This is a genomic window from Streptomyces albidus (ex Kaewkla and Franco 2022) (assembly GCF_013870515.1).
Lineage (GTDB): Bacteria > Actinomycetota > Actinomycetes > Streptomycetales > Streptomycetaceae > Streptomyces > Streptomyces albidus.
The window spans coordinates 1-24,081 of sequence record NZ_JACBXA010000022.1 but is presented as its reverse complement, the minus strand read 5'-3'; the positions used below and the strand labels follow the sequence as shown (position 1 = coordinate 24,081).

Annotated in this window: 21 protein-coding genes; 14 read left to right on the top strand and 7 right to left on the bottom strand. The window is 70.8% G+C overall.

All coding sequences use genetic code 11. The annotated features are described in order from the left end of the window. Nucleotides 1-73: 73 nt before the first annotated feature. From H5J26_RS06355 to H5J26_RS06335, 5 genes are read left to right on the top strand one after another with little or no spacing between them, the layout of a single operon-like run. Nucleotides 74-907, top strand: a complete 834-nt coding sequence (locus tag H5J26_RS06355; RefSeq protein WP_181764716.1) for a M55 family metallopeptidase — start codon at nt 74-76, stop codon at nt 905-907. Next, nucleotides 900-2,228 (top strand): M20/M25/M40 family metallo-hydrolase, encoded by a 1,329-nt coding sequence (locus H5J26_RS06350; RefSeq protein WP_181764715.1) that lies wholly within the window; start codon nt 900-902, stop codon nt 2,226-2,228. The genes H5J26_RS06355 and H5J26_RS06350 overlap by 8 nt, the downstream gene beginning before the upstream one ends. A 30-nt stretch (nt 2,229-2,258) precedes the next feature. Next, entirely contained in the window at nt 2,259-4,280 is a 2,022-nt protein-coding gene (locus tag H5J26_RS06345; RefSeq protein ID WP_181764714.1) for an LpqB family beta-propeller domain-containing protein, read from the top strand. An 11-nt stretch (nt 4,281-4,291) separates the two neighbouring features. Then, complete coding sequence (locus H5J26_RS06340) at nt 4,292-5,272, top strand: LD-carboxypeptidase (protein ID WP_181764737.1); 981 nt, start codon at nt 4,292-4,294, stop codon at nt 5,270-5,272. After that, nucleotides 5,269-5,808, top strand: a complete 540-nt coding sequence (locus H5J26_RS06335) for a DinB family protein (RefSeq protein WP_309237801.1) — start codon at nt 5,269-5,271, stop codon at nt 5,806-5,808. The genes H5J26_RS06340 and H5J26_RS06335 overlap by 4 nt, the downstream gene beginning before the upstream one ends. Before the next feature lie 130 nt (nt 5,809-5,938). Here the strand turns inward: H5J26_RS06335 and H5J26_RS06330 are convergent, their stop codons facing one another. Then, nucleotides 5,939-6,895: an aminoglycoside phosphotransferase family protein gene (locus H5J26_RS06330; protein ID WP_181764713.1), complete on the bottom strand. Its 957-nt coding sequence runs from the start codon at nt 6,893-6,895 to the stop codon at nt 5,939-5,941. Nucleotides 6,896-6,909: 14 nt separating this feature from the next. Here H5J26_RS06330 and H5J26_RS06325 point away from each other — a divergent pair, with 14 nt between their 5' ends. The 7 genes from H5J26_RS06325 to H5J26_RS06295 all read left to right on the top strand — a co-directional run bounded on the left by H5J26_RS06325 (nt 6,910) and on the right by H5J26_RS06295 (nt 15,161). Continuing rightward, on the top strand, nt 6,910-7,647 hold the full coding sequence (locus H5J26_RS06325) for a 4'-phosphopantetheinyl transferase family protein (RefSeq protein WP_181764712.1): 738 nt from the start codon (nt 6,910-6,912) through the stop codon (nt 7,645-7,647). Nucleotides 7,648-7,777: 130 nt separating this feature from the next. Beyond that, nucleotides 7,778-9,787 carry a DUF5107 domain-containing protein gene (locus H5J26_RS06320; RefSeq protein ID WP_181764711.1) on the top strand — a complete coding sequence of 670 codons (2,010 nt, stop codon included), beginning with the start codon at nt 7,778-7,780 and terminating at the stop codon, nt 9,785-9,787. 314 nt (nt 9,788-10,101) lie between these two features. Then, nucleotides 10,102-10,863, top strand: coding sequence for a DeoR/GlpR family DNA-binding transcription regulator (locus tag H5J26_RS06315; RefSeq protein ID WP_181764710.1), 762 nt, complete (start codon nt 10,102-10,104; stop codon nt 10,861-10,863). An 89-nt stretch (nt 10,864-10,952) separates the two neighbouring features. After that, a complete protein-coding gene (locus tag H5J26_RS06310; RefSeq protein WP_181764709.1) occupies nt 10,953-12,314 on the top strand; it encodes an ABC transporter substrate-binding protein in 1,362 nt (453 codons plus the stop codon). After that, nucleotides 12,311-13,276 carry a carbohydrate ABC transporter permease gene (locus H5J26_RS06305; protein ID WP_181764708.1) on the top strand — a complete coding sequence of 322 codons (966 nt, stop codon included), beginning with the start codon at nt 12,311-12,313 and terminating at the stop codon, nt 13,274-13,276. Before H5J26_RS06310 ends, H5J26_RS06305 begins: the two co-directional genes overlap by 4 nt. Further along, nucleotides 13,273-14,175: a carbohydrate ABC transporter permease gene (locus tag H5J26_RS06300; protein ID WP_181764707.1), complete on the top strand. Its 903-nt coding sequence runs from the start codon at nt 13,273-13,275 to the stop codon at nt 14,173-14,175. The genes H5J26_RS06305 and H5J26_RS06300 overlap by 4 nt, the downstream gene beginning before the upstream one ends. Next, nucleotides 14,172-15,161, top strand: coding sequence for a zinc-dependent alcohol dehydrogenase family protein (locus H5J26_RS06295; protein WP_181764706.1), 990 nt, complete (start codon nt 14,172-14,174; stop codon nt 15,159-15,161). The genes H5J26_RS06300 and H5J26_RS06295 overlap by 4 nt, the downstream gene beginning before the upstream one ends. A 146-nt stretch (nt 15,162-15,307) precedes the next feature. Here H5J26_RS06295 and H5J26_RS06290 read toward each other — a convergent pair whose 3' ends face one another. From H5J26_RS06290 to H5J26_RS06270, 5 genes are all read right to left on the bottom strand, one after another. After that, nucleotides 15,308-15,664 (bottom strand): VOC family protein, encoded by a 357-nt coding sequence (locus H5J26_RS06290; protein WP_181764705.1) that lies wholly within the window; start codon nt 15,662-15,664, stop codon nt 15,308-15,310. A gap of 32 nt (nt 15,665-15,696) precedes the next feature. Continuing rightward, nucleotides 15,697-16,506, bottom strand: coding sequence for a class I SAM-dependent methyltransferase (locus H5J26_RS06285; RefSeq protein WP_181764704.1), 810 nt, complete (start codon nt 16,504-16,506; stop codon nt 15,697-15,699). Between the two features lie 216 nt (nt 16,507-16,722). Further along, nucleotides 16,723-18,453, bottom strand: coding sequence for a bifunctional phosphatase PAP2/diacylglycerol kinase family protein (locus H5J26_RS06280; RefSeq protein WP_181764703.1), 1,731 nt, complete (start codon nt 18,451-18,453; stop codon nt 16,723-16,725). 212 nt (nt 18,454-18,665) lie between these two features. Then, nucleotides 18,666-19,067, bottom strand: coding sequence for a DUF2795 domain-containing protein (locus H5J26_RS06275; RefSeq protein ID WP_181764735.1), 402 nt, complete (start codon nt 19,065-19,067; stop codon nt 18,666-18,668). Beyond that, nucleotides 19,054-20,283, bottom strand: a complete 1,230-nt coding sequence (locus H5J26_RS06270; RefSeq protein WP_181764702.1) for a Vms1/Ankzf1 family peptidyl-tRNA hydrolase — start codon at nt 20,281-20,283, stop codon at nt 19,054-19,056. Before H5J26_RS06270 ends, H5J26_RS06275 begins: the two co-directional genes overlap by 14 nt. Nucleotides 20,284-20,500: 217 nt before the next feature. Here H5J26_RS06270 and H5J26_RS06265 point away from each other — a divergent pair, with 217 nt between their 5' ends. Beyond that, nucleotides 20,501-20,722 (top strand): DUF6158 family protein, encoded by a 222-nt coding sequence (locus H5J26_RS06265; protein ID WP_181764701.1) that lies wholly within the window; start codon nt 20,501-20,503, stop codon nt 20,720-20,722. Nucleotides 20,723-20,978: 256 nt separating this feature from the next. Here the strand turns inward: H5J26_RS06265 and H5J26_RS06260 are convergent, their stop codons facing one another. Beyond that, a complete protein-coding gene (locus tag H5J26_RS06260) occupies nt 20,979-22,889 on the bottom strand; it encodes a thiamine pyrophosphate-requiring protein (protein ID WP_181764700.1) in 1,911 nt (636 codons plus the stop codon). 300 nt (nt 22,890-23,189) lie between these two features. Here H5J26_RS06260 and H5J26_RS06255 point away from each other — a divergent pair, with 300 nt between their 5' ends. Further along, nucleotides 23,190-24,014 (top strand): SigB/SigF/SigG family RNA polymerase sigma factor, encoded by an 825-nt coding sequence (locus tag H5J26_RS06255; protein WP_181764699.1) that lies wholly within the window; start codon nt 23,190-23,192, stop codon nt 24,012-24,014. Nucleotides 24,015-24,081 lie beyond the last annotated feature (67 nt).

Sequence of the window (24,081 nt, the reverse complement as noted above, 5' to 3'; positions counted from 1 at the left end):
CTCCAGTGGTTCAGACCACGGGAGTTATCCACAAGGGTGTCATGGCGTTTGCCCACCGCGTAACGTTCCCGGCATGAAGATCCTCATCAGCGCAGACATGGAAGGCGCGACCGGTGTCACCTGGCCCGCGGACGTGCTGCCCGGCACGCCCCAGTGGGAGCGGTGCCGCCCCATGTTCACCTCGGACGTCGACGCGGCGGTGAAGGGCTTCTTCGACGGCGGCGCCGACGAAGTGCTGATCAATGAGGCGCACTGGACGATGCGCAACCTCCTCCTGGAGCAGCTCGACTACCGCGCGCAGATGATCACCGGCCGCCACAAGTCGCTCAGCATGGTGGAGGGCGTGCAGCACGGCGACGTGGACGGCATCGCCTTCATCGGCTATCACACCGGCGCCGGCACCGAAGGCGTGCTGGCCCACACGTACTTGCCCAACTCCATCACCGGTGTGTGGGTCGACGGAGCCCGCGCGAGCGAGGGCCTGCTCAACGCCCTGGTCGTCGAGGAGTACGGCGTGCCGGTGATCCTGGTGACCGGAGACGACCGCACCGTCGAGGACGCGAAGGGATACGCACCCGACGCCCTCGGCGTGGCCGTGAAGGACTACGTCTCGCGGTATTCGGCGGTCTGCCGCACGCCCGGCCGTACCGCCGAGGACATCAGGGCCGCCGCCGGGAAGGCCGTCGCCCTGGCCGGGCGCACGGACCCGTCCCCGGTGCAGGAGCACACGGTGGAGCTGGAGTTCGACGCCGAGCACCTGGCGGGAGCCGCGAGTGTGGTCCCGGGCGTGCAGTGCACGGGTGAGCGTCGCGTGGCCTACACCTCCCCGGACATGTACGAAGGAATCCGTACGTTCAAGGCGGTCACGACGATCGTCTCGGCAGCGGTGGAGGAGCAGTATGGCTGAGCACATCGATCAGCAGGCCCTGGACGAGGCGGTGACGTACACCTCGGAGCTGATCCGGATCGACACCACCAACCGGGGCGGCGGCGACGGATCTGAGCGGGCCGCCGCGGAGTACGTGGGCGAACGCCTCTCGGATGCCGGGATCGAGCCCGTCCTGCTGGAGAAGTCCCCCGGGCGGACGAACGTGGTGGCCAGGATCGCCGGCACCGACCCGGACGCGGACGCGCTGCTCGTGCACGGCCACCTCGACGTCGTCCCCGCCGAGCCCGCCGAGTGGAGCGTGCACCCCTTCTCGGGTGAGATCCGCGACGGCGTCGTGTGGGGCCGCGGAGCCGTCGACATGAAGAACGCCGACGCGATGGTGCTGGCCACCGTCCGTGCCTGGGCCCGGGCCGGTGTCCGGCCACGCCGGGACATCGTGCTGGCCTTCACCGCGGACGAGGAGGACAGCGCGGACTACGGCTCCGGCTATCTCTCCGAGCACCACGCGGACCTCTTCGAAGGGTGCACGGAAGGCATCAGCGAGTCCGGCGCCTTCACCTTCCACGCCGGTGAAGGGATGCGTCTGTACCCGGTCGCCGCCGGTGAGCGCGGCACCGCCTGGCTCAAGCTCACCGCTCGCGGCAAGGCAGGACACGGCTCGAAGGTCAGCCGTGCGAACGCCGTGAGCAGGCTCGCCGCCGCCGTCGCCCGCATCGGTGAGTACGAATGGCCGCAGCGGATCACACCGACGGTGCGCGCCGCCCTGATGGAACTCGCCGCGGTTCGCGGCCTGGACGAGCCGGACCTGGACGCACCCGGGTTCGACGTCGACAAGCTCCTCGCCGAACTCGGCCCCGCAGCCGCGCTGATGGAGCCCACCGTGCGCAACAGCAGCAACCCCACGATGCTGAACGCCGGTTACAAGATCAACGTCATCCCGGGCAGCGCCACCGCGTTCGTGGACGGCCGGATGCTGGCCGGCGGCGAGGACGAGTTCGGAGAGACCCTCGACGAGCTCACAGGGCCGCACGTCGACTGGGAGTTCCACCACCGGGAGGTCCCGCTCCAGGCCCCGTTGGACTCCCCGACGTACGCCGCGATGCGCGAAGCGCTGGAGCACTTCGACCCGGAAGCCCACGTCGTGCCGTACTGCATGTCGGGCGGCACGGACGCCAAGCAGTTCTCGCGCCTGGGAATCGTCGGATACGGCTTCTCGCCGCTCAAGCTTCCCGAAGGCTTCGACTACCACGCCATGTTCCACGGCGTGGACGAACGCGTCCCGGTGGACGCGCTGCACTTCGGCGTCCGCGTGCTCGACCGCGCCCTCCTCGCTCTCTGAATCCCGGCCACCCTGGAGGCTGACACCACAATGGCGATCACCACCGCCCCGTACGGCAGTTGGCCGTCCCCCATCGATGCCGGGCTCGTCGCCTCCCATGACGGACGCCCCGAGTACCTCGGCGCCGTCGGTGAGGAGATGTGGTGGACGGAGCCACGCCCCGACGAGGGCGGCCGTCGTGTCCTGATGCGGCTGCCCGCCTTCGGAGGCGAGGTGGCGCAGTCGGTGCTGCCCGCCCCGTGGAACGTGCGCAACCGCGTCATCGAATACGGCGGTCTGCCCTGGGCCGGGGCGGCAAGGCAGGAGGGCGGGCCGCTGCTCGTCTTCACCCACTACGCCGACCAGCGGCTGTACGCGTACGAGCCGGACGTCCCCGGCGCGGTGCCGCGCCCCCTCACCCCGGTCTCACAGCTGAGCCCTGACGGGCTGCGATGGTGCGACCCGGTGGTGGTGCCGGACGGGCCGGCCGGGGCCGAAGTGTGGTGTGTGCTGGAGGAGTTCACGGGTGACGGCCCCACCGATGTGCGGCGGCTGCTGGCCGCCGTGCCTCTGGACGGCTCGGCGGCCGAGGACAGAAGCCGTGTCCGCGAGCTCACCGACGACTCCAACCGGTTCGTGACGGGAGCCCGTCTCTCACCGGACGGCCGCCGCGTCGCGTGGATCGCCTGGGACCATCCGGCGATGCCGTGGGACGGCACCGTCGTGAAGGTCGCGGACGTCACCGGAAAGGGCACGTTCGAGGGGGTGAGGGTCGTTGCAGGCGGTGCCGAGGAGTCGGTGTCACAGGTCGACTGGGCGCCGGACGGCGGCCTGCTTCTCGCCTCCGACGAGAGCGGCTGGTGGAACCTGCAGCGCATCGACCTCGACGGGGACGGCACCGGCGAGAAGTCGGCTCTGTGCCCCCGCGAGGAGGAGTTCGCGGCCGGTCTGTGGCGCATCGGCCACCGGTGGTTCGAACCCCTGCCGAACGGCCTGATCGCCACCCTCCACGGGCGGGGTGCCATGCGGCTCGGCATTCTCGACCCGCAGACGGGCCAACTCGCCGACGCCGGCGGGCCGTGGACCGAGTGGGCAGGGCTGGCGGTGGCCGACACGCGCGTCGTGGGCGTCGCCGCCGGGCCGCACAGCTCCTACGAGGTGGTCGAGCTCGACACGGTCACCGGGCACAGTCTGGTCGTCGCCGCGCAGCACGAGGACGCCGTCGACCCCGCCCACTATCCCCAGCCGCGCGAGCGCACGTTCACCGGTCCCGACGGCCGTGAGATCCACGCCCACGTCTACCCTCCCCACCACCCCGGATACGCCGCCCCCGAGGGCGAGTTGCCCCCGTACGTGGTGTGGGCGCACGGAGGGCCCACCAGCCGGGCGCCACTCGTACTGGACCTGGAGATCGCCTACTTCACATCGCGCGGCATAGGCGTCGTCGAGGTCAACTACGGAGGCTCGACCGGCTACGGCCGCGCGTACCGCAACCGGCTGCGGGAGCAGTGGGGCGTCGTCGACGTGGAGGACTGCGCCGCCGTGGCACGGCAGTTGGCCGCCGAAGGCGACGCCGACCCGGCGCGGCTGGCCCTGCGCGGAGGAAGCGCGGGCGGCTGGACGACCGCGGCCTCCCTCACCTCCCCGGGCACCGCCGGGCTGTACGCGTGCGGGGCCATCAGCTACCCGATCCTGGACCTGACGGGTTGGGCCACCGGCGAGACCCACGATTTCGAGTCCCAATATCTCGAGTCGCTCGTGGGCCCGTTGGAGCGCGTCCCCGAGCGCTACCGCGAACGCTCACCCCTCCAGCACGCCGAGCGGATCGACACGCCCTTCCTGCTGCTCCAGGGCCTGGACGACGTGATCTGTCCGCCCGTCCAGTGCGACCGCTTCCTGGAGAAGGTCGACCCCCGGGCGGTGCCGCACGCCTACCTCACATTCGAGGGGGAGGGGCACGGCTTCCGCCGCGCGGAGACCATCATCCGCACGGTCGAAGCCGAACTCGCCCTGTACGTACAGACCTTCGGCATCCAGCGGCGCGACGTGCCGGTCCTGGAGATGAGCCGGTGACCGGGCCGGGCGTGCGGGGAGACACGAAGGCGACCTCCGCTGGAGATGCACCCGCGACGGGTCCGCGTGCCCTGACGAGGCCGCCCCGGCTGAAGCAGGGCGACCGGGTCGGCATCGTCGCCCCCAGCGGCCCGGTCCCGCCGGAGCGGCTCGCGGCGGGGCTGGACGTCCTGCGCGAGTGGGGTCTGGAGCCCGTCGTGGGACGGCACGTGCTAAACCCCCACCCCGGTCTGCGCCATCTGGCAAGCGTCGACGAGCACCGCGTCAGCGATTTCCAGGCCGCCTGGTGCGACCCGTCACTCGCAGCGGTCGTCGCAGCGCGCGGCGGCTACGGCTCGCAGCGCGTCCTCGACCTGCTCGACTGGGAGCTGCTGCGGGGCGCGGCCCCGAAGGTCTTCGTCGGCTACAGCGATCTCACCGTGCTGCACGAGGCGTTGGCCCAGCAGCTGGGTCTCGCCACCCTGCACGGACCGATGACGGCCACGGCCTCCTTCCTCGAGGACGTGGCGACCCGTGAGCATCTGAGGCAGACGCTCTTCACCCCGGAGAAGGTCCGCGAGATCGGCCTCGGAACAGCCGCCCGCACCCTCGTCCCCGGCCGCGCCCACGGCATCACCCTCGGCGGGAACCTCTCCTTGCTGGCCGCCGAGCGCGGCACCAGGCATGCCCGCCCGTCCGCTGCGGGAGGCATCCTCCTGCTGGAGGACATAGACCAGCCGCCCTACAGCCTCGACAGGTTGCTGACCCAACTCCTGCGCTCCGGCTGGCTCGAAGGAGTCGCCGGCATCGCTCTGGGCTCCTGGACCGACTGCGGGGACCATGAGGAGGTCAGCGATGTGCTGCGGGAACGGCTGGCACCGCTCGGCGTCCCCGTCGTCGAAGAGCTCGGCTTCGGCCACGGCTCCTCGACCCCGACTGTCCCCCTGGGCGTCCCGGCCGTGCTGGACGCGGACGCCCGTACTCTCACCTACGACGAACCGGGGCTGCTGTGACCCTCACCGAACCCTCCATCCCTCCGCTGCCCCCGGGCGAGCCGGACCCGTCCGTCGCGGACCCCCACGTGCTGCTGCGCGGCTACCTCGACTACTACCGCGAGACGCTGCTGCGGAAGCTGGACGGGCTGGCCGAAGCGGAGCTGCGCGGCAGCCGGCTGCCGTCCGGCTGGTCGCCGCTGGAGCTGGTGCGGCACCTGACCTACGTCGAACGCCGTTGGCTGTGCTGGGGTTTCGAGGCCGAGCGAATCCCCGACCCGTGGGGTGACCGGGGCGGGGACGACAAATGGCGGGTGCCGGACGGGGTCTCTGTGGACGAGATCATCGCCGCCTTCAGGGCACAGTGCGACCGCTCCCGCGAGATCGTCCGCGAGGCCCGTCTGGACGCACACGCCAGGCTCGGCGGCCGCTTCCCCACCGAGGAGGAGGCGCCGTCGCTGGCGTGGATCCTCTTCCACCTGCTGCAGGAGTACGCGCGGCACGTCGGCCAGCTCGACGTGGCGCGGGAGTTGGCGGACGGCGCGACGGGGGAGTAGCCGGCGAGACGCAGAGCCCGAGCCGAGACCGGAGACCCGAGGCCCGGGCCCCCGAAACCGCGAGCGTCCCGAGGCTCGATCCCCGCGAGGGATCAGTGCCGAGAGCTGGGCGGCGGAGGGGGAGGAGCCGTCAGAGCCCGGCCACGTCCGCCAGGATCCTGGCCCGCCGCATCAGCTCCACGCTGTCTGAGAGGCCGCCGCCGCCGTCCACGGACCACAGCACGTGATCGACGTGCCGCGCGAGCGCCCAGGCGTGCAGCCTCGCCGCGTCCTCGCCGAGCGCGTCGGCGACAAGTGCCGTACGCCGTCTGAGCACCCTGTGGGGTTCCGGGTGGGCGAACGGATCGTCGATCTGCTCGATCAGCCGCCACGGATCGAAGGCCGGATCCCCGTACATGGGCTTGGCGTCGATCGCCAGCCACGGCCGGCGCTCCGCGGCGAGCAGGTTGCCCGGGTTGAAGTCGCCGTGCAGGACGGCCTCGTGCCCGGCGCTGAACGGGAGTTCACGCAGCAGCCGCGCCCCCAGCGTGAAGAGCCCGGTGTCCACCTCCGCGGGCCACTCGTGCCTTCCCGCCCGCTCGTCGGCCAGGTCGGCCCACTCCCCGGCGACGTCCGACAACCGCTCGATCCGCGAGTCCGCCGCGGGCGCGCCCTGCCCCGACGCCCACAGCTCGCGCAGCACCTCCGCTCCCAGCACCAGCCGTTCCTCGGCCGGGATGTGCCCGGCCGACCCCAGTTCGGTGCCGGGATCGCAGCGCTCCAGCAGCAGTGCGTAGCGCTGCTCGTCGTGCTCGTGCACCAGCACGGAGCCGCGTCCCGCCCACAGCCGCAGAACCTCTCCCTCGGGCCGCGCCTCCCTGTGCGGCCAGGTCACCTTCAGCACGGCGCGTGAACCGTCCCGGCGCTGCGCGGCGGCGACCCACGAGCAGCTGCCGCCGTGGTACGGGGCGGCCAGCCGCAGCTCCCAGCGGCTGCTCAACTCATCGACCAGGGACGGCAGTTCACCGAGCCATTCACGCCCGCTCGCCGTGCCGCGAACCGTCGTCATCACCGGGAGGGAGGAGGGGAAGAGGGCGTCATCGGTCACGGTACGTTCGTACCATGCCGACCACTTCCGGACCCCGGGACGCAGGACGCTACGCAGCCGTGGCCCCGCACTCGCGCAGCGCCGAGGACGCCGGCCTCGGCGCGACCGTCGACGTCCGGGTCCTGCGGGTGTCGGCCCACGCAGACGAGGCCGCCCGCGACCTGCCGTTCCTGTCCGAGGAGGAGAAGGCCCGCGCCGCCGCGTTCAGACTCCGGGCGGACCGGGACCGCTATCGCGTCGCGCACACCGCCCTGCGGCGCGAACTCGCCGCCCGGCTCGGCGGGACACCCTCAGCCGTGACCCTGGTCCGGGCCGGCTGCCCGCTCTGCGGCGGCCCGCACGGCCGCCCGTCACTTCCCGGCGATCCGCTGCACTTCTCGCTCTCCCATGCCGGCGACCTGGTGCTGCTGGCGTTCGCGTCCACTCCGGTGGGCGTGGATGTGGAGGAGCATCCAGAGCTCCGCCTCGCCACCGAGGTGGCCGGTGCCCTCCACACCCGCGAGCAAGCGGAACTGGCCGCGCTTGCGGAGCCCCGGCGTCCCGCCGCGTTCGCCCGTTGCTGGACGCGAAAGGAGGCCTATCTCAAGGGCACGGGCACCGGCCTGGGCGAGGACCCCTCGGTCACCTACGTCGGCACCGCCGGGGCCCCGGTGCCGCCTCCGGGCTGGCGGATCAGCGACATCGAGGTGCCGGCCGGATACGCCGCCGCCTCCGCGCACAAGATCGACCACCCGGACCCGCAGGACGGTTGAACACGCAGCTCACCTGGGACGGGGCGCGGCCTGTTCAAGCTGCCGTCCACCGTGTTCCATGGTCATCGGGACCCGGCGACGCCGAGGCCCGAAAGGGCGCTCCACGCCCGCGACGAGGATCGAGGTAGCCGTGCCGACGACGCTGCGCCACACCACAGTGACCCTCCCCCTCGCCCCCGTCGGCCCCGAGAATCCGCTGCCGCCATTGCTTCCGCTCGATGAGATGCACACCGTCGACGAGCGCGAACGGGCCCAGCTGCCCGCCGAGATGGCACGTCAGGTCGGCTACGCGCCGCTGCGTTCCGTGCTGCCCACCCGCATCCTGGACGGCTACACCCGCGAGCGCACCCCTGCCGCACTCGACGCGCTCGTCCTCGAGAACGACCGGCTGCGCGCGACCGTCCTGCCCGGGCTCGGCGGCCGCATCCACTCGCTGTTCCACAAGCCGACAGGCCGCGAGTTGCTCTACAGCAACCCCGTTCTGCAACCGGCCGACTTCGCCCTCAACGGTGCCTGGTTCTCCGGCGGCATCGAGTGGAACATCGGCGCGACCGGACACACCACGCTCTCCTGCGCGCCGGTGCACGCCGCGCGCGTGCCCGCCCCTGGCGGCTGGGGGCCCAACCCGGCGGCAGCTGGGGGAGACATGCTGCGCCTGTGGGAGTGGGAGCGGCTGCGCGACACCCCGTTCCAGGTCGACCTGTGGCTTCCCGAGGGTTCGGACTTCCTCTACGTCGGCGCCCGCATCCGCAACCCGCACGAGTGGACCGTGCCCGTCTACTGGTGGTCCAACATCGCGGTGCCGGAGCAGGAGCGTACCCGGGTGCTCGTCCCGGCCGAGGAGACCTGGTACTTCGCGTACGAGCGCCGGCTGCGCCGCATCCCCGTGCCCGAGTGGGACGGGGTGGACCGCTCGTATCCGCTGCGCAGCGAGTTCCCGGCCGACTACTTCTACGAGCTCCCGCAGCGCGAGCGCAGGTGGATCGCCTCCCTCGACGAGGAGGGGCGGGGGCTCGTCCAGACCTCGACGGATCTTCTGCGGGGGCGGAAGCTCTTCGTGTGGGGCCACGGACCGGGCGGCCGGAGATGGCAGGAGTGGCTGACCGAACCGGGCACCGGCGGCTACGCGGAGATCCAGGCGGGTCTCGCGCGCACCCAGCTCGAGCACGTCCCGCTCGGAGCGGGGGAGGAGTTCGCCTGGCTCGAGGCGTACGGGCCGCTCACCGCCGACCCGGACGCCGTCCACGGTGAGGACTGGGACGCCGCCCGTACGCACACCGCGGCCCGGCTGGAGGAAGCGCTTCCGCGGGCGGACGTGGACGCCGCCTACGCGGCCTGGCGGCCGTCTGCCGACGCCGAGCCGGAGGGCGAGCTGCTCGCCACCGGCTCGGGCTGGGGCGCCCTCGAAGTGGCGCGCGGCGGCTACGAGTTGCCCGGCACTCCCTTCCCCCGGGAGACGATCGGGGAGGAGCAGCGTCCGTGGCTGGAGCTGCTGACGAAGGGCGGGTTCGCCGACGACGCCCGAGCCGGCGGCCCGGAGGGCTCACCCGCGCCCGTACCCGTGCCGTCGCTGGTGTCCGACGCCTGGCGGGACCAGCTGGAGAGCGCACCCTCAGGGCCGCTGACCGACTACCACCTGGGCGTCGCGCAGTGGCACGCGGGCGACCGCGCTCAGGCCGTACGCAGCTGGGAGCGCTCGGTCGCGGCTGCGCCCACGCCCTGGTCGCTGAGGTGCCTCGCGTTCGCGGACGTACACGAAGGGGACACCCGCCTGCACCGTGACCGTGCCGCCGAACGCTATCTCGCGGCCCTCACGCAGGCCTCCGGCTGCGACTCCTCGACCCTGGCGGCACTCGTACGTGAAGCGGTGCCCGCACTGCTCGCCGCCGGGCGCACCGGAGACGCGCGGGCCGTCCTGGAGGATCTGCCGCCCGAGATGCGCTCCCGTGGACGCTTGCAACTGCTGCGGGCGCAGGTGCTGCTGGCCGAGGGGGACAGGGCGGCGGCCCGCGCGGTGTTCGAGGACGGCTTCGACGTCGACGACCTCCGCGAGGGTGACGAGGTGCTCAGCGAGACGTGGGCGGCGATCAGCGACGATCCGCTGCCCGAGCGGTACGAATTCCGGATGCGCCCCTCGTGAAGCGCCCCGTCTGAGGACGCGCGGCGATGACCGTTCGGACTTCGCTTGCAGGGGCCGCGAAACCCTTTGAACGGGGCCCGGCAGGCCCGAACGGGCGTGGAACGGGCAGTCCCCGCACGGGAACAGGCACCGCCGGTCCGGAGTGAGCCCCTCTCCTCCCTGGGCACGAGTGCCGGGCGTGACGATGAAACGGGCAGAAACGGGCGCGATCCCGTCTGCACCGTGCCTGGTCCCCGTGCTCGAGGAGCTGTACAACTCTCCACACGGGCCCGAACGGGCAGCGCGGTGACCGTACGGAGAGGGGAGTGCCGCCCATGAGTGCGGAGGACCGGCAGCGCGAGATCGTCGGAGCGGCACGCCGCAGCGGCTCCGTCGACGTGGCCGTGCTCGCCGCCGAACTGGGTGTCGCCAAGGAGACGGTCCGACGGGACCTGCGCGTTCTGGAGTCCCACGGGTTGCTTCGCCGCACGCACGGCGGTGCCTACCCGGTGGAGAGCGCGGGCTTCGAGACGACGCTCGCCTTCCGCACGACCATGCACGTACCGGAGAAGCGCCGCATCGCCGCCGCCGCGGTCGAACACCTCGGCGAGGCGGAGACGGTCTTCATCGACGAGGGCTTCACACCGCAGCTCATAGCCGAGGCCCTGCCACGCGACCGTCCGCTGACCGTGGTCACCGCCTCCCTCGCCGCAGCGGGGGCGCTCGCCTCGGCCGACGAGATCACCGTGCTGCTGCTCGGCGGCCGCGTACGGGGCGGAACCCTGGCCACCGTCGACCACTGGACGACGAAGATGCTCGCCGGATTCGTCATCGACCTGGCCTTCATCGGCGCCAACGGCATCTCCCGCGAACACGGCCTCACCACACCGGACCCGGCCGTCAGCGAGGTCAAGGCCCAGGCGATGCGCGCGGCACGGCGGCGCATCTTCGCGGGCATGCACACGAAGTTCGGCGCCGTGAGCTTCTGCCGCTTCGCCGAGGTCGGTGACCTTGAAGCGGTCATCACCTCGACCGGGCTGCCCGCCTCCGAGGCTCACAGATATTCGCTCCGCGGCCCTCAAGTGATCAGGGTCTGACCGGCCCGTCGCACCCGGATCCCACCACTGCCCACGCCGGCCCGGCCCTGCCGTGCCCGCTTCGTCCCCCTATGACCTGGAGACCGTTCATGCGCAGTCACAGCCGCCACAGGACGCGCGCAGTCATCGGTGTCGTCACAGCCAATGTGCTGCTGGCCAGCTGTGCCGGAGCCGGCAGCCTCGCCACAGGCGGCGACACCATCAACGTCCTGATGGTGAACAACCCGCAGATGGTCGAGCTGCAGAAGCTCACGGCCAAGCACTTCACGAAGAAGACCGGCATCAAGGTCAACTTCACCACGCTGCCGGAGAACGACGTCCGGGACAAGATCAGCCAGGACTTCGCCAATCAGGCGGGCCAGTACGACGTCGCCACCATCAGCAACTACGAAGCACCGATCTACGCCAAGAACGAGTGGCTCAAGCCGCTGGACGGCTATCTGAAGAAGGACCGGGCCTTCGACCAGAAAGACATCCTTCCCCCCATCCGCGAGTCGCTGAAGGGCGAGGACGGCAAGACCTACGCCGAACCCTTCTACGGCGAGTCGTCCTTCCTGATGTACCGCAAGGACGTCTTCGAGAAGAAGGGCCTGAAGATGCCCGCGAAGCCGACCTGGCCGCAGGTCGCGAAGCTGGCGGCCCGTGCGGACGGCGCGGAGAAGGGCATGAGTGGCATCTGCCTTCGCGGGCTGCCCGGCTGGGGAGAGCTGATCGCACCGCTGACCACGCTCGTCAACACCTTCGGCGGCACGTGGTTCGACAAGGACTACAAGGCCAAGCTCACCGACCCCGGCTTCACCAGGGCCGCGAAGTTCTACATAGACCTGGTGCGCAAGCACGGCGAGTCGGGTGCCACGCAGTCCGGGTTCGCGGAGTGCCTGAACAACATGACGCAGGGCAAGTCGGCGATGTGGTACGACGCCACCTCGGGAGCGGGCTCCCTCGAAGCGGCGAAGTCCCCGGTCAAGGGCAAGATCGGCTACGCGCCCGCCCCGACCGTCAAGACGAAGTCCTCGGGCTGGCTCTACAGCTGGGCCTGGGGCCTGCAGAAGGCCTCCCGCAACCAGGACAAGGCCTACAAGTTCATCTCCTGGGCCTCCAGCAAGGAGTACGAGCGGCTGGTCGGCAAGGAGTTCGGCTGGGCGAACGTACCCGCGGGCAAGCGCGCCTCCACCTATGACATCCCCGAGTACAAGAAGACCGCCGGCGCCTTCGGCGAGACCACGCGCAAGGCCATCACCGAAGCCGATCCGCGTGACCCGGGGGTGCAGCAACGCCCCACCATCGGCATCCAGTTCGTGGACATCCCCGAGTTCTCGGACCTGGGCACCAAGGTCTCCCAGGAGCTCAGCGCGGCCATCGCCGGGCGGCAGTCCGTCGAGACGGCCCTGAAGAAGTCACAGCAGCTCGCCGAAGAGGTCTCCGAGGAGTACGAGGGACGTGGCCAATGAGTAGCACACCGACCGCGACGACCACCGCGCCCGGCGCACAGGCGCCGCGAACGCGGCCTTCCGCACCACAGGCGCCCCCCGCGCGTCTGCGCGCCTGGGTCACTCGAGCCCCGCTGCTCCCCGCCCTGGTGTTCCTGATCATCGTCACGCAACTGCCCATGGTGGCAACGCTGGTGATCTCCGTCTTCGACTGGAACGCCCTGTATCCGGAGGCCCGCACCTTCGCCGGACTCGCCAACTACGGCGAGGTGCTCGGCGATCCGGAGCTGCGCAAGTCCGTCCTCACCACGATCCTGCTGACGGTCACCGTCGTGCTCGTCAGCCTCGTGCTGGGAATGCTCCTCGCCCTGCTGCTCGACCGCCGCTTCAAGGGCCGCGGAGCTGTGCGCACGATGCTGATCGCGCCGTTCCTCCTCGTACCCGTGGCAGCGGCGCTGCTGTGGAAGCACGTGCTCTACAACCCGGAGTACGGCCTCTTCAACGGCGCGCTCCACTGGATCCTCGGCGACGGGGCAGCCCAGCCCGACTGGGTCGCCGAAATGCCGCTGGGCGCCGTCGAGGCGTCGCTGGTGTGGCAGTGGACGCCGTTCATGATGCTGATCCTGCTGGCGGGGCTGCAGAGCCGTCCCTCCGAGGCCGTCGAGGCCGCGTGGATCGACGGCGCGAGCGCGTGGCAGGTCTTCCGCTACATCACGCTCCCGCACCTGCGCCGCTATCTGGAGCTGGGCGCCCTGCTGGGCACCGTCTACATCGTCCAGAACTTCGACGCGGTTTTCACGATCACCTCCGGCGGGCTCGGCACCGCCAACCTGCCGTACTCGATCTACCAGACCTTCTACCAGGGGCACGAGTACGGACTGGCCTCCGCCGCCGGCGTGCTGGTCGTGATCGGCTCCATCATCATCGCCACCCTCGCGCTGCGAGTGGTCTCGTCCCTCTTCAACGAGGAGGCCCGTTCATGAGCGCCACAGGAAGCACCGTCCGCGGCACCGAGGCGAAGGGCGGCGCGAAAGCCGCTGCGAACACCGCGCCCAAGAGCGTGCGCAGGAGGAACGCCGGACTGGGCCTGATCGCCTGGCTGGCCGGCATCCTCTTCGTGCTGCCGGTGCTGTGGATGGCCCTGACCTCGCTGCATTCGGAGACGGACGCCGCCACGAACCCGCCCTCGCTGGCCGCACCGCTCACCCTCGACGGCTACCGCGAGTTCTTCGGCGCCGGCGGAGGACCCAGTCCATGGTTCTCCCTCGCCAACTCGCTCACCGCGTCCGTGGTCTCCACCCTCTTCGTGCTGCTGCTCGCGCTGCCGGCGGCGTACGCGCTGTCCATCCGGCCCGTACGCAAGTGGACGGACGTGCTCTTCTTCTTCCTCTCCACGAAGATGCTGCCCGTCGTCGCGGGACTGCTGCCGATCTACCTCTTCGCCAAGAACACCGGCATGCTCGACAACATCTGGCTGCTCGTCATCCTCTACACCTCGATGAACCTGCCGATCGCGGTGTGGATGATGCAGTCCTTCCTCGCCGAGGTGCCCACGGCACTGATCGAGGCGGCACAGATCGACGGCGCCCGGCTGCCGGTGATCCTCACCCGGGTCGTCGCCCCGATCGCGATGCCGGGCATCGCCGCGACGTCGTTGATCTGCTTCATCTTCAGCTGGAACGAGATGCTCTTCGCCCGGGTCCTCACGGGTGTGATCGCCCAGACCGCACCCGTGTTCCTGACCGGATTCATCACCAGCCAGGGCCTGTTCCTCGCGAAGGTGTGCGCCGCGTCGCTCGTCATCTCCCTGCCGGTGCTCGCGGCAGGGTTCGCCGCCCAGGACAAGCTGGTCCAGGGCCTGTCTCTTGGAGCCGTGAAATGAAGGCAGCACTCGTCGAGTCCGTCGGCAAGGTCGGCATCACGACCGTGCCCGACCCGGCCCCCGGCCCCCGCGACGTGGTGGTCGAGGTGGCGGCGTGCGGGCTGTGCGGCACCGATCTGCACATCCTGCAGGGCGAGTTCGCCCCGTCGCTGCCGCTGGTGCCCGGCCACGAGTTCGCCGGCGAGGTCGTCGGCGTGGGCAGCGACATCAGCGAACTGACCGTCGGCGACCGGGTCGCGGTCGACCCCTCCCTGTACTGCTACGAGTGCCGCTACTGCCGTACGGGCCACAACAACCTCTGCGAGCGGTGGGCCGCCATCGGCGTCACCGCGCCGGGCGGTGCGGCCGAGTACGCTGTCGCTCCCGTCGCCAACTGCGTGAAGCTGCCCGAGCACATACGCACTCAGGACGCGGCCCTCATCGAACCGTTGTCCTGCGCGGTGCGCGGCTACGACGTGCTGAAGAGCCAACTCGGCTCCCACGTACTGATCTACGGCTCGGGCACGATGGGCCTGATGATGCTGGAGCTGGCCAAGCGCACGGGCGCGGCAAGCGTCGACGTCCTGGACCTCAACGAGGAACGGCTCGCCACCGCACGGCGGTTGGGGTGTTCGGCGGCGGCCGCCACGGCGGACGAGCTGGGCCGCCCGCAGGGCTGGGACCTCGTCGTCGACGCCACGGGCAACGCGGCGGCCATCCAGGACGGGCTGGGGCGCGTCGCCAAGGCCGGAACGTTCCTGCAGTTCGGTGTCTCCGACTACGCGACGACGGCGACGATCGAGCCGTACAAGATCTACAACCAGGAGATCACCATCACCGGCTCCATGGCCGTCCTGCACAGCTACGAGCGCGCGGCCGAACTCTTCGCGGGCGGTGTGCTGGACCCGGAGATCTTCATCTCCGACCGGATGCCGCTGGAGGAGTACCCGGGCGCCCTGGAGCGGTTCGCGGCGGGCAAGGGACGGAAGATCGTCGTCGTGCCCTGAGTCTGCGGTGGGGGAGGGGCGGGGCCCACTGAGGCCCGCCCCTCCCTTCCCGGTGACGGTCCGCGCGGCGGGCCGCAGTTGTTGGTCCGCGTCTCTCCGCGTCTTTGCAGTCTGTCGCTACTGGTCCGCACCCTGGCGGGCCGCAGTTACTGGTCGGCGCCCTGGCGATCGACGTACTCGAACACGCTGCCGTCCGGGTGGCGCGCCACCACGTTGCGGCCGATCGGGGTCTCCTTCGGCCCGGCGATGATCTGCGCGCCGACGGCTTTCAGATCAGCGACGGCCTCGTCCACGTCCTTCACGGCCAGCGTCGCAGCGATCTTCCGAAGGATCTCCAGATGCTCGGCCGGACCGCTCATCAGGAAGAACGGTCCGACGGCGGCCACCGCCACCGGTCCCTGCGCGAATCGCACCGCTTCGGCGCTCGCCAGTCGTTCGTACACCGGCACCGCGGCGTCCAGATCCTCGACGCACACGCGCAGTGAAGTCCCCAGAATGTCCATGGCCCGAGCCTAGTTGGACGACTCCGCAGACGTCAGGACCGGCAGAGGATCTCTCCGTGGGGGACACCGAACCACCCGTCCTCCTGCGCACCCCACTCCCTCCACGCGTCAGCCGCCGCGTGCAGCTGCTCCGTCGTGGCGTGACCGCCGTCGACAGCGGAGCTCGCGAAGGAGGAGGCGAGAGTGCGTTCCGCCCACAGGCCGCTCCACCACTCGCGCTCCCCGGGCGTGGCGAAGCACCACGTGCTCGATGACGCGGTGACCTCCGTCAGCCCCGACTGGCGTGCCCACGCGTGCAGTTGACGCCCCGCGTCGGGCTCGCCGCCGTTGCCGCGCGCCACGCGCCGGTACAGGTCCTGCCACTCCGTCAGGCCGTCGCTGTGCGGGTACCAGAACATCGCGCCGTAGTCGGAGTCCCGGGCGGCGACGATGCCGCCGGGCCTGCACACGCGGCGCATCTCGCGCAGCGCCTGTACGGGGTCGCCCACGTGCTGGAGCACCTGGTGGGCGTGCACGACGTCGAAGCTGTCGTCGGCGTGGTCGAGGGCGTGCACGTCGCCGGTCGTGAACGTGACGTTGTCCAGCCCGCGCTCGCCCGCCGTGGCCCGGGCCTGCTCCAGCACGCCGGAGGCCGCGTCCAGACCGGTGACGTGGCCTTCCGGCACGAGCGCGGCGAGGTCGGCGGTGATGGTGCCGGGCCCGCACCCGATGTCGAGCACCCGCATCTCCGGCTCCAGCGCACCGAGCAGGTACCCGGCGGAGTTCTCGGCGGTACGCCAGGTGTGCGAGCGCAACACGGCGGCGTGATGCCCGTGCGTGTAGGTGGCGGTCTCATGCGGCATGGGGGCAGGGTAGGCGCGGGGCCCACATGCTGGGCAGAGGCGTCTCATGAACTGGGATGAGTTCACGCGTCCGACTCGAGCTGTGCCGTCAGGGAGTTCCATGCCCCGCCCCGTTCGGCATCCGCTTCCGTGACCATGAACAACCGTATGTCACACGGCCGTTCGATCTTCAGGGATGCCCGGGGTGTTACGAGCGTCACCGCACCAGGGGCGGGCTCACATGTCCAGCGGACGGTAGACCGTCAGCGCCTCGTGCTGCTTGTCCAGGAGCAACCGCCCGGGTGCCTTGGCCACTTCGCCGTCGTACGTCAGGTGCGTCCCCGGCGGGATGTCGCTGATCACCAGACGGCGCAGGCGTGTCGTGCTGTGCAGCGGCGAGCGGTCCACGGCGCTGGTCAGCGCCGCGACGAAGAGCCGCATGCGGGCCCAGCGGCCCGCCTTGACGAGCCGGACGTCGAGCTGCCCGTCCGCCAGGTCGTGGCGCCGCACCGGCGCCATGCCGACCCGGTAGGCGCAGTTGCCGGCGAAGAGCAGCCACAACGCCCGTTCCTTGCCGCCCAGTCCGGCCTCCACCGGCCCGCTGGTGCGCAGCACGTGCAGTGCGGCCAGCACTCCCGCGGGCCACGGTCCGATGCGGTGTGCCCACCGCTCGCGCAGGCGGACGAGTTCCGGGTACGCGCCGAGGCTGAAGGTGTTGAGGAAGTATCCGGAGGTGCGGCCCTCCTCGCCCTGGTCAGCCGTGGAGCCGGGCTGCGCCCTGAAGCGCCCGAGGTCGACCGCGACGGCGTCGCCCCTCTGCACCGCCCGGCAGGTGTCGGCGAACTCCTCGATGCCCAGGTCGTATGCGAAGTGGTTGTGCGTGCCGCCGGGGAGTACCGCCAGGGGGACGTCTGCACGAACGGCGGCGGTCGCCGCCGTGTTCACGGTGCCGTCGCCGCCGCAGACGCCGAGGGCGCCTCCCAGTTGAGCCGCGCGGTCCGCCGCCTGCTCCAAGACCTCGCCGAGCTGCCCGGACCTGGGGTCACAGGTGATGATCTCCGCCTTGGGCAGCATGCTCCGCACCACGCCGAGCGTCGCCGGTTCCTCCGGCTCCGCGTCCGGATCGGGCTCGCCGTCCGGCTCCTCGACGCGGGACCCGGACGTGGAGTTCGCGACGAGCACGAGACCCAAGCCTTCCGGCATCGCCGGAGCGTCCACCAACGGGCGTCCCGGCGAGGGGAGTTGGGAGCGGGTCGGGGCGACGCCCCGTACGGCGAACGCCGAGCCGACGCCCAGGGCCGCACCGACCAGCACGTCACTGGGGTAGTGGACGCCCGTGTAGACGCGCGAGAAGGCGACCGCCGCCGCCAGCGGCGCCACTGCCGCACCCCACCGCGGCGACTCCAGGGCCACGCCTGTCGCGAACGCCGCGGCCGAGGCGGCGTGCCCCGACGGGAAGGACGTGGTGACGGGCTGGCGGTGCAACTGCCGTATCAGCGGCACCCCGTCCAGCAGCGGACGCTGACGCCGCACCGAGCGCTTGCCGAGGGTGTTGACGGTGGCGGAGGCGACAGCGAGGGACGCGAGCCCGCGGGCGGCGCACCTGCGGGCGCGAGGCGTGTTGGACAGCGCGACGGCACCGGCCACCGCGAACCACAGCCGTCCGTGATTGGCGCTCCTGCTCAGCCGGGGGAGGATCCGCTCGGGACCCGGCCAGTCACGGCTGGCCACCAGCTCGAAGACCGAACGGTCCGCGCTCGACCACGCCTTCAAGGCGGGCCAGTCCCGCCAGGAAGGGATCGTGGAGGCGCTCCGTTGCCGGGCAGACGTCGCCTTCAGTGGTGTCGCTGCGGCTCCGGTGCCGGGCCGTTGCAACAGCGCGCGCACACGCTGCACGGCCGTTGCCGGGGTCTGCTGTCGGCGGAGGCTGCGGAGCCCTTGCCCCACACGTCCGGTGATGTCTGCCATGGAGCTTCGCTTTCTCTGACCAGGATGTCCATAAACCTTCGCCTCCACGTGACCCGGCCCATGCGGGCTCCCGCAGATCCGACCCAGGGCAGCATCCGGCCCCCGCCGGGCAGGCGAGGGCCGGATGCCACTCGGACGTCAACTCGGGGGGCGCGAGCTGAGCGACCGGTCGTCGATGTGATGTGCGGGCCGCTCGTGCGGCCGGTTCACCCCTATGACTGAGGCTTCCGGCCCAGCGCGGCCATCACCTCCTGCACGTTCTGGTAGGTGCCGCCGTCCTTCGGCAGCTCCCGCACGGTCTCCACCTGCCAGTCCGGCGCGTACTGATCCATCAGCGCGCGCTTGAGGCCGTTGCGGTCCGCCGGGAAGGCATGGCGTCCCAGGTGGCGGGCGAGTTCGGAGCGCACCTCCTCGTCGTCCGCCTCCTTGCGGTCCTCGGGCGCCAAAGGCATCCCGACGGGACGCTCGGTGATCTCGGGGTCGTCGTCGGCAGACGGCTCGGCGTCGGCCCACTCCTCGGCCCGCGTGGGGTGACCGGACCTGAGCCAGCCCTCCAACTCCCGCTTGGCCTCCTCGTCCCGGTGGGCGCTCAGCTGGTCGCTACCCCGTTGCATGTTGTCCGCCACCGGCTCCACCTCCTTCAGGTGCTCCTTCGTAGGGCCACCGCAGCAACGCACCGAGACCGCCGTCGGGCAGATCCTCCGGCACGCCTTCGGGTGCGTCCTCAGGCCGTACGCGCAGAACGTCGGCGCCCGTTGCCGCCGCCGACCGCATCAGCGCGTCGTCGGCCCGCACGGAACAGGGTTCCGTCGCGCCGAGGTACTGGCCCTCGGAGCGGCGTACCGCGATCTGGTCGGGATCGTCCCCCGCCCAGACCTCGCGGTGGTTGTCGGGGCCTTCCGGACGTACCAGCAGCACACCGATCCGGTGCTCACGCGCGGCCTCGACCAGCGCCGGAACGCCTTCGGCGGCATCGAGCCGGCCGTCGTCCGTGGGCGCACGCCCGGCCTGGAAGCGCTCCAGGACCTTCGCGGAGCGCTGTCGCCCGTACGTCTCCCGTGCCTCGGTGATCTCCTCCTCCAGCAGCCGCCGCCCCTTCGAGGTGTTCGCGGCGGGGCCGTCGGGGCCGCTGTCGGCGCGTACGCCGTGCTCCGCCTGGAAGGTGCGTTCACGCAGGTCGGGCGGCAACTGGTCGTACACGGAGTTGCGCTCGCGAGCGTCCCCCGCCAGCACGAGCAGCTCCGCTCCGCACTTGTCCCAGCGGACGCGCAGCTCCTCTGCGATCTCCGCGGCGTTCTGCTCCCAGGTGTTCTCGACCGCGGCCTGGAAGTGCCCCTCGGACCAGTTGCCCGTGGGAGTGCGGCGCAACGGGTAGTCACTGCCGGTGACCCGGCCCGCACTGTAGGCGTGGACGGGGCCGCGCAGCTCGAATTCGGCTCCCTGGCGGTCGATGAAGGCGACGAGGCACGAAGGGTCGCTGTCCGCGAGTTCGAGCAGGGGGCCGGTTCGGGGGAGTGTCTGCCAGGAGGTGAGCGGCTCTCCGCCGCCGGGCGGCGGGACCGTCAGCTCCGTGTCGAGGACCACCTCACCGTGCGTGGCGAATACTGCGCGCCCGGGAAGCTGCGCTCCCCGGGGCAGTGAGACGAGGGTGTCGTACATGGCGCTGCACGTGTCGTCGTCCGCGCCCTGGCTCTTGAGGCTGTCGCAGGCCGACCGGGCGGTCAGCTTCTGTCGTGCCGCGGCGTCCTCGGAGGCCGTCGTCGTGTCGAAGTACACCGACGCCCAGGGGCCCTGGCGCTCGAAGAGCGGGCCGAGGAATCCGAGTTCCATTGATTCCCTCCTTGGATTGCCGAGACCGGGTACCCGTACGGTCGCGGGCCACACGAGAAACGGCCGGTCCGGCGTCCCGACCAGGTCGTCGCAGTGCACAGCCCCGTGCGGAGATCGGCCCGGAGCGGGCCGGGAGGGCGGAGCGGACCGGCGAGGGCCGGAGAAAGACCGGAGAAGGGCCGGAGCAGGACCGGAGAGGAACCAGAAAGGAAGATTCATGGGAATCGATCCACGTGAGTTGAGCGACGCGGACCTTCTCAAGGAGCTGGAGACCATTCACCGCACCCGCCACGACACTCTGCTGCATGCGCCGGCGGACGCGTTGGCCGCGCACAGCGTGCGCATGACCGAGCTGGAGGCCGAGTATCTGCGTCGGCACCCGGACCGGCCGATCACCCCGGGCCGTACGAGGGAGGGCGCCCGCGCTCGCGGCCGGTGACCGCCCGGGGCCCCTCTCTCCGGTGACGCGGTTCCCGAGGTTCCCCCGAACTCGCTGACGGGGGAACGGGAATCGGATCGACCCGTGCGGGTACTCGCGGCGCCGTACCGCAGGCGGTTTCGTACCGCCGCTGTGGACGACGGACCCGGCCCGGGTCAGCCCCGACCGCCCACGCCGGCCCGGGCCGTCACACCTCGCCCGCCCCGCTCTTGGAGCGGGGCGGGCGTGTGAGTCGGGCGTGTGAGCCGGGGAGGGATCAGACCTTCCCGCCCGGTGAAGGGCTGTCGCCCGGCGAGGGGCCGTCCGCACTCTGCGAGGAGCCGGTCACCTCGTCACTCCCGGCGGCCTCCGCCTTCTTCGTCCGCTCAGAGGGGTGCGGCTTGGCGCCCGGCAGGAACTCCTGGACCTTCGCCTTGATGCCCTGCTTCAGCATCCCCTTGCGGTCGGAGTCGCCCTTGATGATCGCCGCGGCCGTCGCCTCGACCTGGTCCCAGTTCGCGTGCGGCGGGATCGGGGGCACCGCCGGATCGGTCATGAACTCCACCACGGCGGGGCCGCCGGACTCCAGTGCCGCCCGCCAGGCGCCTTCGACGTCCTCCGGCTCGTCGACGCGGATGCCGGTCATCCCCAGCGAATTCGCGAAGGCCGCGTAGGAGACGTCGGGCAGCGACTGCGAAGGCACGAACTGCGGTGCCCCGCTCATGGCGCGCATCTCCCAGGTGACCTGGTTGAGGTCCCGGTTGTTCCACACCCCGATGACCAGCCGCGGATCCTCCCAGGCCAGGCGGTACTTGGCGAGGGTGATCAGCTCCGCCATGCCGTTCATCTGCATCGCGCCGTCGCCGACCAGAGCCACCACGGGCCGGTCCGGGTGGGCGAACTTGGCGCCGATCGCGTACGGAACGGCACAGCCCATCGTCGCCAGGGTCCCGGAGAGCGAGCCGCGCATGGAGCCGCGCATGGTCAGATGCCGCGCGTACCAGTTGGTGGCCGAACCGGAGTCGGCGGTGATGATCGCGTCGTCGGGCAGCAGCGGATCGAGGCAGTGCGCCACGTACTCGGGATTGACGGGGTCGGCGCTCACCTCCGCGCGGCGACGCATGACCTCCTTCCAGCGGTCCACGGAGGCCATCAACTCCTCCTGCCACTCCAGCCCTTCGTCGTTGTGAGGGAGCTTGGCCAGCAGCCGCCGAAGGGTGGTCCTGGCATCACCGACGAGATTCACCTCGTACGGGTAGCGCATCCCCACCATGTGCGGGTCCAGGTCGATCTGGACGGCGCGCGCCTTGCCGTAGGGAGGCAGGAACTGGCTGTACGGCATGCTCGAACCGATGGTCAGGAGGGTGTCGCACTCCTGCATCAACTCGTAGCTCGGCCGGGTTCCCAGCAGCCCGACGGAGCCGGTGACGTACGGAAGGGTGTCCGGCAGCACGTCCAGCCCGAGCAGTGCCTTGGCCACTCCGGCCTGCAGGGTGTCGGCGATCTGCTCGACCTCCGCCCGCGCGCCCCGCGCACCCTGCCCGACGAGGACGGCCACCTTCCTGCCGGCGCTGAGCACCTCGACGGCGTGATCGAGGGCGGCCTCGCTGGGTTCCGCCTGCCAGCCGCTGCTGCCGAGGCTGGAGGGCACCATCTTGAACTCGTGGCCGGGAGGCTCGTACACGAGGTCCTGCACATCGGCCGGGATGATGACAGCGGTCGGGGCGCGGCGTGCGTAAGCGGTACGGATCGCACGGTCCAGCACGTTGGGCAGCTGCTCGGGGACGGTGACCGTCTCCAGGAACTCCGAGGCGACGTCCTTGTAGAGGGAGTGCAGATCGATCTCCTGCTGGTAGGACCCTCCCATCGCGGAGCGCGCCGTCTGCCCGACGATCGCCACCACCGGTACGTGGTCCAGCTTGGCGTCGTAGAGCCCGTTGAGCAGATGGACGGCACCGGGGCCCGAGGTCGCCGCGCACACGCCCAGCTTGCCGCTGAACTTGGCATATCCGACTGCTTCGAGCGCCGCGGTCTCCTCGTGACGTGCCTGCACGAAACGGGGTTCGTTCTTGGCGCGTTCCCACGCGGCGAGGAGGCCGTTGATGCCGTCACCGGGGTATCCGAAGACGTGCTCGACCTCCCACTCGCGCAGCCTGCGCAGGATGTAGTCGGAAACCTTCTCGGTCATGTGCGCTCCTCTCGGGCCCCGGGGACGTCCTCGGGTTACCGGGCGGAGTTGCCGGAAACCCCCGGGGCGGCGGGGTGCAGGCACGGGTGGCGTATCGCACAAGTGGGTTGGGGGAAGCCACGTTTGCTGCCAGGGGGCACGGGCAGACGAACCATCACGTGCTTCGGCAAGAAGGCACATCCGCGGGAGCGGGACCAGTGCGTCCCCTCGGGACCGTCGAGGTCCTACCGCCTGTGCCTGTTCTCGCGGTGTTTGCTCAAATGCAGGACACCGATGGGAATGGGAAGAGGTCGACCGAAGATGACGACCGAGCGAACCGCAACGAAGCGCGCACGCCACCCTCATGACGACGCCCCCGACACCGCCGCCGATTTCCGCCGCATCGTCTCCCTTCCCGAGGGACCGGAGAAGGAAGAACTGCGTCAGGAAGTCGTTCGGGCCTGGATGCCCATGGCGGAGCGGCTCGCCCAGCGATTCCGTAACCGCGGTGAAGCACTGGAGGACCTCCAGCAGGTCGCCTCGCTCGGCCTGGTGAAGGCCGTCACCCGCTACGACCCCGACCGCGGCAGCGCCTTCGAGAGCTTCGCGGTGCCCACGATCGTGGGCGAGATCAAGCGTCACTTCCGTGACCACATGTGGGGTGTGCACGTCCCGCGTCGTGTGCAGGAACTGCGCAACCGGGTCCGCATCAGCCGCCGTGAACTGAGCCTCTCGATGAGCGGCCGCAGCCCGTCCGTCGCCGAAGTCGCCGAGCACGCCCGGATGACGGAGGAGGACGTGCTGGTGGGCATGGAGGCGCTGGAGAGCTACAGCACCCTCTCCCTGGACGCCGAGCTGCCGGGCGCGGACGACGGCTACTCACTGGCCGACACGATGGGCCGCAAGGAGCCGGGCTTCGACAACGTGATCTACCGGGAGTCGGTCAAGCCGCGGCTGCGCCGCCTGCCGGAGCGTGAGCGTCACATCCTGTACCTGCGGTTCTTCTGCGACATGACGCAGAGCAAGATCGCAGATCAGCTCGGGATCTCGCAGATGCACGTCTCGCGGCTCATCAGCCGCACCTGCGACCGCATCCACCAGGAAGTCGACGCCGAGGTCGAGGAGAAGGAGCTCGCCGCCGCGTAGTTCCTGCCGGACCGATCCGGGGCCGGCCCGCCGCGGGCGCTCTGCGCGAGCGTGTCGCGGCGGGCCG